At 59.4% G+C, this 12216-nt stretch carries 10 protein-coding genes; all 10 read right to left on the bottom strand.

The genetic code is table 11. From position 1 onward, the window contains the following. Window positions 1-11 precede the first annotated feature (11 nt). On the bottom strand, window positions 12-1301 hold the full coding sequence (locus tag AC13D2_RS17070) for a HAMP domain-containing sensor histidine kinase (protein ID WP_292048393.1): 1290 nt from the start codon (window positions 1299-1301) through the stop codon (window positions 12-14). Further along, window positions 1298-2020, bottom strand: a complete 723-nt coding sequence (locus AC13D2_RS17065) for a response regulator transcription factor (RefSeq protein WP_292048394.1) — start codon at window positions 2018-2020, stop codon at window positions 1298-1300. Before AC13D2_RS17065 ends, AC13D2_RS17070 begins: the two co-directional genes overlap by 4 nt. A gap of 152 nt (window positions 2021-2172) precedes the next feature. Continuing rightward, a complete protein-coding gene (gene nuoN / locus AC13D2_RS17060) occupies window positions 2173-3618 on the bottom strand; it encodes an NADH-quinone oxidoreductase subunit NuoN (RefSeq protein WP_292048470.1) in 1446 nt (481 codons plus the stop codon). Next, window positions 3615-5150: an NADH-quinone oxidoreductase subunit M gene (gene nuoM, locus AC13D2_RS17055; RefSeq protein WP_292048395.1), complete on the bottom strand. Its 1536-nt coding sequence runs from the start codon at window positions 5148-5150 to the stop codon at window positions 3615-3617. The genes nuoN and nuoM overlap by 4 nt, the downstream gene beginning before the upstream one ends. Beyond that, on the bottom strand, window positions 5147-7015 hold the full coding sequence (nuoL, locus tag AC13D2_RS17050) for an NADH-quinone oxidoreductase subunit L (RefSeq protein WP_292048396.1): 1869 nt from the start codon (window positions 7013-7015) through the stop codon (window positions 5147-5149). Before nuoL ends, nuoM begins: the two co-directional genes overlap by 4 nt. After that, window positions 7012-7320 (bottom strand): NADH-quinone oxidoreductase subunit NuoK, encoded by a 309-nt coding sequence (gene nuoK, locus AC13D2_RS17045; RefSeq protein WP_292048397.1) that lies wholly within the window; start codon window positions 7318-7320, stop codon window positions 7012-7014. Before nuoK ends, nuoL begins: the two co-directional genes overlap by 4 nt. After that, window positions 7317-7859, bottom strand: a complete 543-nt coding sequence (gene nuoJ / locus AC13D2_RS17040; RefSeq protein WP_292048398.1) for an NADH-quinone oxidoreductase subunit J — start codon at window positions 7857-7859, stop codon at window positions 7317-7319. Before nuoJ ends, nuoK begins: the two co-directional genes overlap by 4 nt. Window positions 7860-7901: 42 nt before the next feature. Beyond that, the gene (gene nuoI, locus AC13D2_RS17035) at window positions 7902-8450 is read right to left on the bottom strand and encodes an NADH-quinone oxidoreductase subunit NuoI (RefSeq protein ID WP_292048471.1); all 549 of its coding nucleotides are present in this window, start codon (window positions 8448-8450) and stop codon (window positions 7902-7904) included. A gap of 30 nt (window positions 8451-8480) precedes the next feature. Next, complete coding sequence (gene nuoH, locus AC13D2_RS17030) at window positions 8481-9458, bottom strand: NADH-quinone oxidoreductase subunit NuoH (protein WP_286809969.1); 978 nt, start codon at window positions 9456-9458, stop codon at window positions 8481-8483. Beyond that, window positions 9455-12187 carry an NADH-quinone oxidoreductase subunit NuoG gene (gene nuoG / locus AC13D2_RS17025; RefSeq protein ID WP_292048399.1) on the bottom strand — a complete coding sequence of 911 codons (2733 nt, stop codon included), beginning with the start codon at window positions 12185-12187 and terminating at the stop codon, window positions 9455-9457. The genes nuoH and nuoG overlap by 4 nt, the downstream gene beginning before the upstream one ends. Window positions 12188-12216: the final 29 nt, after the last annotated feature.

Here is a 12216-nt window from a genome sequence, read left to right as displayed (position 1 = left end):
ACGACAAACCGTCAACTCCGATTATCAATCTCAATCAGGAACTCGGTACCCCGATCATCCGATTGGGCAACTCTGATCCCCCAACCCAATCGTTCACATACCAGGCGAACAATGAGCAATCCGAACGTTGTGTTGTTGAGTTGATCTGTTTTGGATATGACGCCACTGGGTTCATTCGATAATCTGAGAGTCTCCACCGCCGTCTCGGGAAGACCTGAACCAAAGTCTTTTATCAGGATCCCGTTCCACAGGATATGGACCTCAATATGAGACTGAGTGTGACGCAGCGCATTCTGCAAAAGGTTACGCAGCAACATACGCACCAGTACAGGGTGGGCTCTGACCCTGAGATCCGGACTGTCATCCAATATCGTGATGCGACCAGCCTGAGCCTGGTGCCCATGCTCCAGGTCATCAATCGTATTCTGGATGATGTCCTTCACCACAATGATCCTTGCATCGTCGCTGGAAGCCTCACTGCGGGCCAGTTCCAACAGGACTTCTGTATCATCGCGCATTGTTTGCATTGCCCGACGGAGGCGGTCCAGAGTTTTCTGATCAGCCTCCGATAGGCTTTGGCGCTGTTCCAGTACGTTCAGCGCACCGCTCATCACTGCCAGAGGCGTACGAAGTTCATGGCTGGCAAGCTTTACAAAGGACTTTTCCCGTTCGATATGGGTCTCAAGCTCTGAGAGGAAACGATTGAATGCATCGGCAATGTCGCAAAACTCCTGGTCGCGATAGTGGGTGGCAATTCTCGGCATGGAAGATCCTGGCTCCGTGCCCAGCACCTCGCGAGTCAGCTTCTTGAAAGGACGCACAAGATAGCGAGCGCCCGCCCGAGCAATAAAATAAGCGACCAGGAGCATACCGGCTGCGACACCAACCAGAACAAGCTGAACGAGGAACTCACGGTTCTCCATGATGGTAATATCCTGGGCCAGGAAAAGCTTACCACCGGGTTCATTCAGCTGTTCGCCGACAATCAACAGCGTTGTCTCACCCACCTCGACTTCCCGGGAGAATGGCAGGGTGCGGCCCTGGAAATAGTCCGGCAGAACCGCTTCCGCCTCTCCCTCCGGTAGGAAGACTGCCTCCAGGCGCCCCGTTTTTACCGGCTGGAATCTATCTTCGAGAAGCTGTTGCTTGAAATAGTCCGCATCTGCCTTTAGTTCAAGGTCCAGGATGGTGTCTTCAATGTCCTCAACAAACTGCTCAACAATGAACATTGATACCGCCGCAGTGGCGGCAATCAGGGCGAACAGGGTTCCGGTCAGTCGGGCAGTCAGCGATGACTTCATGGTGTAGTCCGATCTGTATCTTCCGGCGACTCCAGTCGGTAACCCCTGCCGTGTATCGTTTTTATCAGGCCGTTGCCAAGGCTCCCCTGCAAGGATTTCCTGAGGGTGTAGATTTGAGTCCGCAAGTTGTTGCCCTCTGCATCTCCATAACGAGCGCCACCCCATAAGGCATCAGTCAATGCCGTATGGCCAAGAAAGTTCGGATAGGCTCGCATCAGCAGTTCGAACAATCGTGACGACGTGCCAGACAGAGTTGTTTTCAGCCCGTGCAACTCAACTTCCAGAGTGCCAGGATCAAATCGGATCTCTCCAGCCTGCAGTACCGGCTTCAACGGTGAGTGTCGCCGGTGAAGCGCCTCAATTCTCAGTTGCAATTCTCTCAGTTCAAACGGCTTCACGAGATAGTCGTCCGCACCGCAATCGAATCCTTTTTCTTTGTCGTTCAGGGCACTGAGGGAGGTCATTAGAATGATGGGAGTCTGGCATCGCAAATCCTCGCGAATACGCCGGCAAACATCAAAGCCGTTCACACCGGGTAGCATCAGGTCGAGAACGATGACGTCGTAGCTTTGCGTGGCCAGCAAATGCAACGCGGTCAAACCATCGGCAGCAAAGTCGAGGCAATAGCGATCTTCCCCCAGGAACTCGAAAAGATTTTCCGCAAGGTCTACCTGATCTTCCACTATCAGCAGTCTAAGGGGCGGTCTATCAGCTGTCATTCCATCGAATTCCATTGGTGTTGAAGGGCGTTCGTTTACCCTCTTGTCTGAAACCATCGATCATTACTGAACGCATAGGTTAGCAGCCTATTATCAGATCTTTGTCGGAGTTTTATAAGGAAATTGTCAAAATCAGAGAAACCGCTGTGAAGTCATGACACGACAACGGTCGAGAGCCCCACCACCCACTGGATCATCGGCGAGGGATAAACGCCCAGCACCAGAATCAATACGGCCACAACCAGCAGCGTCAACCCACCGATACGGTTGCCCCAGTCGTTGGTGGCATCCATCCGGCGCATGCCGGGTTCCGGCAGGTACAGGGTGACCATCACTCTCAGATAGTAGAACAGCCCAATGGCGCTGCCTGCGACGATACCGCCCACCAGCCACCAGCGGTTTTCGGCAACCCCCAGTGCCAACACATAGAACTTGCCGATAAATCCTGCAGTGAGCGGAATGCCAGCCAGAGACAGGAAGCTCACGGTCATCACTGCAGCCAGCCATGGACGACGCCAGAACAGCCCACGGTAATAATGCAGTCCGGCGGCATCTTCACCACTAAACGGGCTGGACAGCTGGGTAACCACGCCGAAGGCTGCCAGTGTGGTGACCAGGTAGGTCACCAGATAAACCCCCACGGTTTCTACCGCCAGAGCTCCACCTGCAACGATGGCCACCATCAGGTAGCCAAAATGAGCAATGGAGGAATAGCCAAGCAGTCGTTTCAGGTTGGACTGGAACAGCGCCAACAGGTTGCCCCCCAACATGGTGATCAGGGCCAACAGTGTTATCAGTGTGTTCAACCAGTCGTTGTTAAACACCGGCGCAACTGTCACCAGACGCAGCAACAGCACGAACACCGCCAGCTTGCTGACCGTGGCCAGGAAAATGGTGGCCGGCGCTGGCCCGCCCTGGTAAACGTCCGGCGTCCAGAGATGAAAGGGAACAATGGAGAGCTTGAAGCCAAGCCCTACCAGCATTAGCACAGCCCCGGCGAGCGTCCATGCATCGGAGGTGCTTGCCAGCCCCGTCGCCAGGCCCGCCAGGTCCAGATGCCCGGTGCGGGCATAGATCAACGCCATGCCAAACAACAGAAACGCCGTCGCGGCCGCAGACAGAACCAGATACTTGATGCCGGCTTCCAGCGACCGTTCTGCCCGAAAGCTGTAGGCCAACATGCCGTAGAGGGGCATCGACAACAGTTCCAGACTGATGAACAGGGTCGCCAGGTGATCGCTGGCCACCAGTCCCAATGCCCCGGTCACGGCACACAACAGCAACAGGTAAAACTCTTCCTTCGGGCCGATATAACCGGTCAGGTAATGATGACTCAGGGCCACCGTGACCAGCGCACACAACAACACCAGCACGCTGCCCATTAACGCCAGCCCATCCACAGCCATCAGTGGCGGCGATGACAATGCTGTTGAGGCCACAGGCACGCAGGCCAGAGCCAATGCCAGCCCAATGGCCGAAACCAACGCCGTGGCGCCATGGTGCCGCTGCCAGGCTACACCAAGCATGACGATCACCGCCGTGACACCAACAACGATCAGTGGTGCGAGTGCAACCAGATTTGCCAGGGTCAGCATCAGTTCACCTCCCCTGAACGGCTTGCCAGTTCTGCTCCGGCTTGCTGAAACAGCTCGGCAGCCGGGCCCGCTATCGGCGCGGTAATGTCGAGTATTGGCTGAGGATAGAGCCCCACCATTACCGTCAGCACAAGCAGCGCCAGCATCATGCCGTACTCCCTCGCGTCCGGCCCTTTCAAGGCGCCCTGGCGGTATTCCGGACCATAATGCACCCGCTGCATCAGTAGCAGGGAGTATATCGCCGCCAGCACCAGCCCGACGCTGGCAATCACCACGACGACCGGTGCATTGGGGAAGGTGCCAAACAGCACCATGAATTCGCCCACGAAGTTGGCCGTGGCTGGCATCCCCAGGGAGGCGGCGACGAAACACAGGGTAAAACCGGGCAGCACCGGGATTCGCCCCCATAAGCCGCCCATGATCCGCATGTCACGGGTGTGAATGCGCTCATACAGTTGGCCGCTGAGAATGAACAGCCCGGCACTGGAGAAGGCATGGGCCACCATGAGGATAATGGCCCCCTGAATCGCCAGTTCCGAGCCCGAATACAAGGCAATCAGCACGAAGCCCATGTGGGAGATACTGGTATAGGCGATCAGGCGCTTTATGTCCTGCTGGCCACATGCCAGTACGGCGCCGTAGATAATGCCCACCAGCCCGAGTGTCATGGCGACAGGCGCAAACGCCTGAGACTCTTCCGGGAACAGCGGCAGCGCAAACCGCAGGATGCCATAGGCAGCGGTTTTCAACAGAATACCGGCGAGGTCGACACTGCCAGCTGTCGGCGCCTGGGCATGGGCATCCGGAAGCCAGCCGTGGAATGGGACCACCGGCAGCTTCACGGCAAATGCCACGAAAAAGCCCAGCATCAACCAGGGCGCCAGCGCATCGGGAACATCGGTGCCCAGCAAAGTATCGTAGCTGAAAGACAGTTCGCCGGTGTTGGAGTAATGAACGAACACCAGTGACAGTATCGCCACCAGCATCAACAAGCCACTCGCCTGGGTGTAGATAAAGAAACGGGTCGCAGCGCGAATCCGGGTCTGCCCCGCTGAGCCACTGTGCCCCCATAGCGCGATCAGGAAGTACATCGGCACCAGCATCATTTCCCAGAACAGGAAGAACAGGAACAGGTCCAGCGCCAGGAATACACCCACAACACCACCGAGGATGAACAGCAGGTTCAGATGGAAGAAACCCACACGGTGGTCAATCTCGTGCCAGGAACAGAGCACGGCCAGTGCGCCTAGGAAGCCAGTCAACGCCACCAGGATCAGCGACAGGCCATCCATCGCCAGATGAATCTCAATACCGAAACGCGGGATCCAGGACGTTCTCCATTCCAGCAGCCAATGCCTGGTGACCTCGCCCGGCAACGCAAAATCACCGGTTACCCAGAGCACCAGGCTGATGATCAGAACAAACAACATGGTAGCCAGCGCTATCCAGCGAGGCGCCCGATCGCCCCACCGGTCCGCCTGCCAGCACAGCAGCCCACCTATAAATGGGATCAGGATCAGCCATACAAGGATCATGCGTTCCCTCCCGGCAACACCGCCAGAGCCAGCAGGATGATCGTGGCGCCCAACACCATCACCAGGGCGTAGTTACGCATGCGACCGTTCTGGCTTTTCACCAGCCCGGCATTAAGCGCACGCGCCAACAGCGCCGGCAAATTCATCACCAGGTTCACCAGATCCACCCTCAGAACCTTCACCACCCACTGCCAGGGCTGCACCAGCACCCGGTCAAACAGGGCGTCAAAACCCCACGCATGGTGCCAGAGTGTCCACAGGCGGGCGCCTATACCCTGCCCGGTCTTTTTTGTGAGCCATTCCCTTTGCCGCAGGAACAGCCATGCTGCCAGCAGCAAACCCGCAACAGCGGCGCCCATGGCCAGTACCTGCAGCAGGGTGTGGCCGGTTTCCGCTGCTTCTCCGGGTGCGTCCGGGAAGAGTTCACCGAGGCCGGGATAAAGCCAGGCGCCAACAAAGGTGGACAGCACCGCCAGCACGATCAACGGCAGGTGATGAGTCAGTGGGTTGGTGCCGGGCTCCGGATGTCGGGCGTGGTCGCTGCCCGGCTCGCCATGGAAGGTGCCGAGAATCAGCCGAACCGTGTAGATGCCGGTCAACGCCGCGCCCAGCAATCCCACAATCAATAGGCCGGTCTGGTCAGCCGCCATTGCCTGCCACAGGATTTCGTCCTTGCTGAAAAAGCCAGCCGACACCAGTGGCAATGCCACCAGTGCCGCACCGCCCGCGAGGAAGCCACCATAAGCCACGGGCAACTTGCGCCAGAGACCGCCCAGCCGACGCATGTCCTGTTCATGGTGGCAACTGATGATCACCGCCCCGGCAGACAGGAACAACAGAGCCTTGAAAAAGGCGTGGGTCACCAGATGAAAGATCGCAGCATCGAATGCGCCTACGCCTAACGCCACGAACATGTAGCCAATCTGGCTCATGGTGGAATAGGCCAGTACGCGCTTGATATCGGTCTGTGCCAGAGCCGCAAAGGCCGCCAGCAGCAGAGACACAGCCCCGATCACACCGACCAGCAGGAGCACATCCGGGGCCAGAAGGAACAGGCCATTGAGCCGGGCAATCAGGTACACGCCCGCCGTGACCATGGTCGCCGCGTGGATCAGCGCAGACACCGGCGTAGGGCCGGCCATGGCGTCGGGCAACCAGGTATGCAGCGGCACCTGAGCCGACTTGCCAAGGGCACCGCCAAGTACCAGCAGCGCCGCCAGGTTGGCGGTTGTACTGCCTTCCTGCCACTGCTGCGGTGCCAGGGCCAGCAATTGCTGGATATCGAGTGTGCCCAGCTCCATGAAGATCAGGAACAGCCCGAGTGCCAGGAACACGTCGCCAATGCGGGTTACCACAAACGCCTTGAAGGCCGCCCAGCCATTGGCGCTGCCCTGATAGTAATAGCCAATCAGGCCATAGCTGCAGAGGCCGACACCCTCCCAACCTAGGAACAACAGCAGCAGGTTGTCTCCCAGCACCAGCAGCATCATGCTGAATACAAACAGGTTCATCCAGGCGTAGAAGCGGGTAATGCCTTCCTCACCGGTCATGTACCAGGCGGCGAACAGATGAATCAGGAAACCGACTCCGGTAATCACTGACATCATCACCAGTGCCAGGCCATCCACTGCCAGGCCGATGGTGGGCTGGAAATCCTCGACGGCAATCCAGGTCCAAAGGGTTATACCTTCACTACCGCCGGAATGAGCCATCATTGCCCACGCCGTGGCCAGCGCCGCCAGCCCTACGCTACCGACGCCCACCACGGAACTGGCCAACGCACCCAGGCGTCCGCCGCTGAACGCCAGGATCAGTGTGCCCGCCAGAGGCAACAGAAACGAAAGAGTCACTGCCATCGCCATCATCCACGCATCCTGCTAACGGCATCCAGATTCAGGGAGCGGAACCGCTGGTAAAGCTGGATCATCAGCGCCAGCCCAACGCTGGCTTCCGCCGCCGCCAGGGTAATCACCAACAGGAACATGGCCTGCCCATCCGGCTGGTTCCAGGCTGTGGCTCCCACCACAAATGCCAGCGCCGCCGCATTCAGCATGACTTCCAGGCTCATCAGCACAAACAGCATGCTACGGCGCAGCATCAGCCCCAGCAGCCCCAGACTGAACAGAATAGCGGCCAGGATCAGCCCATGCTCCATGGGAATGCCCGTCATGAGCGGCCTCCCTGGTTTCGGTTATCCATTGACGTCTGCTTTCGCAAGGGGTTTGATCGCCGGCCCACATGGGAAGCCGTCACCAGGGCGGCCAGCAGGAGAATAGCTGCCAGTTCCACTACCATCAGCCAGGGCCCGAACAAGGTCAGGGCCACGGCCCGTGCGGTCAGCAGCTCACCATCGATCATCTGCCCCATGCCACCCTGACCGATCAGAACGGCCAGGGCACCTAGCAGCAGCAACGTCAGCAACGACGGCCCCACCCAATGGCGCGGATTCCGCCATGACGGTTCCTGCTCCGCATCCGACCGCAGGTTCAGCATCATCACCACGAACACAAACAGCACCATGATCGCCCCGGCGTACACGATGATTTCCAGGGCGCCGACAAACGGTGCCCCCAGAGCAAAGAACACCAGTGCCACGGCGATCAGTGACACTATCAGATACACCACCGCATGAACCGGGCTGGTGCCGGTGATCACCCCGATGGTGGCCAGCACCGCCACCAGTCCGCTGATATAGAAGGCCAGTTCCATCAGGTTGCCTCCTTCAGGTTACGGTCGCAATTGCGATGACGATCAGGGTAACAACGTGCGCACATCCTCCGGCGCCTCCTCGTTCTGGGCCTGGCCCTTGTCTTTACCACCGATGGCCATGCCCGCCACTTTGTAGAAGTGGTAGTCATGGTCCTTGCCGGGACCGTTGATCAGCAGGTCCTCTTTTTCGTAGACCAGTTGCTGGCGATCGTACTCGCCCATCTCGAAGTCCGGCGTCAGTTGGATGGCCGACGTCGGGCAGGCCTCCTCGCACATGCCACAGAAGATGCAGCGGGAGAAGTTGATGCGGAAGAACTCCGGGTACCAGCGGCCGTCTTCCTGCTCGCCCTTTTGCAGTGAAATGCAGTCCACCGGGCAGGCCACCGCGCATAGGTTGCAGGCCACGCAACGCTCTTCCCCGTCCGGGTCGCGGGTCAGTACGATACGCCCTCGATAGCGTGGTGGCAGATAGACGTCCTGCTCCGGGTAATTCACCGTCTCCCGCTTGCGGAAGCTGTGCATGAACACCATGCCCAGTGTTCGCAATTGCGACCAGGTGGCGGGCACCAGCCAGAGCATACGTTTGATCACCGAGACTGTTTGTCTTTCCATAAGGCCTCCCTATTCGGCCACCAGGAGCATGACCGCCCCCGTGGCCAGCAAGTTAATCAGCGTGAGCGGCAGGCACACCTTCCAGCCAAAGCTCATCACCCGGTCATACCGGGGCCGGGGCAACGACGCCCGCAGCAGGATAAACAGCATCAGGAAAAAGCCGGTCTTGAGCGCAAACCACAGGATTGGCGGCAGCCACGGGCCGTGCCAGCCGCCAAAGAACAGCGTGACGATCAGCGCCGACACCAACACCATGCCCACGTATTCGCCGATGAAAAACAGGCCGAACTTCATGCCGGAATATTCAATGTGGTACCCGTCAGCCAGTTCCTGTTCCGCTTCCGGCTGGTCAAACGGATGGCGGTGAGTCACCGCAATACCAGCAATCAGGAAGGTGGCAAAACCGAAGAACTGGGGAATGATGAACCAGAAACCTTCCTGGGCGTTGACGATGTCCCGCAGGTTGAACGACCCGGCCATGGCCACCACACCCATCAGCGACAACCCCATGAACACTTCGTAGGACAGTGTCTGGGCCGTCGCCCGCATGGCGCCCAGCAGCGCGTATTTGTTGCCGCTGGACCAGCCCCCGAGCAACACAGCGTATACGTTGACCCCAGCCATGGCCAGGAAAAACAGCAGGCCAATGTGCATGTCCGCCACGCCCCACCCGGGGGTGATAGGGATGATCACGAACGATAGCAGCAAGGAGGCAAAGGCAATCACCGGCGCCAGGACGAACAGCGGTCGGTCGGCGAACGGCGGTATCCAGTCCTCCTTGAAAAAGATCTTGATCATGTCCGCAACCAGTTGCAGAGTGCCAAACGGTCCGACCCGATTGGGCCCGTAACGGTCCTGCCAGAGCCCCAGCAGGCGACGCTCCACCACTGTCATAACGGCACCCAGCAGCACGGCGCCCAGCAGGATAACCAGCGCCTGGAACATCCCCCAGGCAATGGCAGCCAATTGCGGAGTCCACCAGCTCATGGCTCACCTCCAGCGGAGTTGTCCAGTGCGACTGGCTCTCCCGGAAGCAGTCCGGCAAACAGCCCGGCTGGAAGACCGATCCAGCCTTTGGGCCAACCATCCTGCTGAACCACCGATAGCGTTTCCTCGAGAATGGTCACCGTGTCACCGCTCCGGACCGACAAGTGTTCAGCGTCGTCGGTGCTCAGGGTGACACTGGGCGTTTGCGTACGCTCCTGTATGGGCGCAGCCAACGAGGACGTCTCTTCGCCACCAAACAGCCGCGGCAGAATCAGGGCCCGTAAAGCTGGCGAGCTTTCCCCGCTTTCGACGTCTTCGGCACGTTGAGGCGGCGGGCTGTAATGGCCCTGTCCCGGGACCGGACATATCAAACGCACGCCGGGGTCACCGCCGCGCAAATGCCCGCCTACTTCATCGGTAAACTTGTTCCAGGCCTGGGGCGAGTTCCAACCTGGCGCCCAGGCAAAGGGCACCTGCTGCCGCGGCTCGTGATAACCGCTGTATCCTTCCATGGAATAGGCAAACGCGGAATCCGGGTCCTGCGGCACCCGTGGCTCGCTGACGTTCTGGTTCGCCCGCATGGAAGTACGGCCGCTGTATCGGTGGGGCTCCCGCGCCAGCTGCAGGCCATCAATGCGGTAGTGTGAGGCGGGAGCGGCCTCCTCCATACCGCCCAGCTCTGGATGAGCCTCGACACACGCTGCAATGACGGTATCCAGCGTAATATCACCGGCCCTCTCGCCTTGCAGGTTCACCGCCATTGCGTGCAACCAGCGCCAGCTTTCGTGAATACGGCTTTCCGGCCGCATGTAAACGGGGTCATAGACCTGGAAAAAACGTTGCGCCCGGCCTTCCAGATTCACCAGCGTACCGTCCGCCTCAGCAAAACTGGCCGCAGAAAGCAGGAAACTGGCGCGCTCGGCCGTTGCCGTGCGTTGATGATCGAGCACAACGCAGATCTCTGCCTGCGCCAGCGCTGCATCCACCATTTTCCGGGGCAATCGTTGGTACAGGTCGTTTTCCAGCACCACCACGGCATCCGCTCGGCCATTGGCCAGTTCCTCCAGAGCCCAGTCCAGCGGTTGGCCGCCCATCAGGGATACGCCTGCGCTATTGGCTTCGCGCCGTATCAGTGTCAGCCCGCCCCGTTTTGCGCGCCGGGACAACGCTCTGGCCACATTCCCGGCCGCTTCCAGTACCGGTTCTGAGCCCAGCGACCCACCACTCACCACCAGCGGACGTTCTGCCGCCATTAAAGCAGTAGCAATGGTTTCGGCAGCCTCGGCCATGTCCTCGGAAAGCCCCTCCACTGGCGGGGCTGCCGGGTCGATCCGATGAGCCACCGCAAAGCCAAGGCTGGCAATGCCATCCGGGCTCAGGGCATAGCGAGCTGCGGCCACATCGTCCAGATCCGTGGCAGTGGGCCAGGCGATAAACAGCGGATGGTAACGATCCTGCGCCAGGGTTTTGAGAGCTTCGGCATTCCAGGCGGGCACACCAATGGTCTCACCCAGCGCCTCACGCCGTGCCAGGGCCGCTTGTCGAAGGCTCAGGCCCAGGCGACCGGCACTCTGGACCGGGTCTTCGCCCAGCACCAGCACCGCGTCGTGATCTTCGATGTCCCGTGGCGTGGGCGTTGGCAGGCCGGAATGGCGTTGCAGATGATTCATCAGGTCAAGGCAGGCCTGTTCCCGTGCCTCAATGCCGGTGGAGAATTTTTCCACGCCGACCAGTGCCTGTAACTGGTGATTACTCTCCAGGCTTGCCCGTGGCGAGCCGATGCCGATCACACGGCGCGAATGGCGCAGAGCGTCGCTGATACGGGTGAGAGCGGTGTCCACTTCGAGGCTGATCGGCTCACTGCCTGACGATTCCCGACATTCCGGCAGCCGCGGACGGTCTGCGCGGTTGACGTAACCGTAGCCGAACCGGCCCCGGTCACAGAGGAAATAACCGTTCACCTCACCGTGGTAGCGATTTTCAATACGGCGCAGTTCTCCGTATCGCTCCCCTGGGCTGATGTTGCACCCCATTGAACACTGGTGGCAGATGCCGGGCGCAAACTGCAAATCCCACTTGCGGGTGTAACGCTCGGAATGGCTCTGATCCGTGAACACGCCGGTGGGGCATACTTCCGTGAGATTGCCGGCAAAGGGGCTTTCCAGAATGCCTTCTTCGTAGCGACCGAAATAGACATTATCCTTGGCACCAAAGGCGCCCAGATCCGTACCACCGGCGTAGTCGTTGTAAAAGCGTACACAGCGATAACAGGTAATGCACCGGTTCATCTCATGGGCAATGAACGGGCCCAGATACTGGTTCCGGCGCGTGCGCTTGCGGAACCGGTAACGGCGGCGGTCATGGCCCGTCATCACCGTCATGTCCTGCAGGTGACAATGCCCACCCTCTTCGCACACCGGGCAGTCGTGGGGATGGTTGATCATCAGCCACTCCACAACACTGGCGCGGAAGGCTTTGGCTTCCTCATCGTCGATATCAATGCGGGTCTGGTCCGCGGCTGGCGTCATGCAGGACATCACCACCATGCCCTTGTCGTCGTCCTTGTTCTTGTACTGTTTGACCGCGCACTGGCGGCAGGCCCCCACACTGCCCATGGCCGGGTGCCAGCAGAAATAGGGAATGTCCAGGCCGAGGGACAGACACGCCTGGAGCAGGTTGTGGGCTCCGTTGACTGTATAGCGTTGTCCATCCACGTGAATCGTCGCCATGATGCCTGCCTATCCTTCGATGACTTTCG

This window comes from Marinobacter sp. B-12 (assembly GCF_056857915.1).
This window is presented reverse-complemented; position numbering and strand designations above follow the sequence as displayed.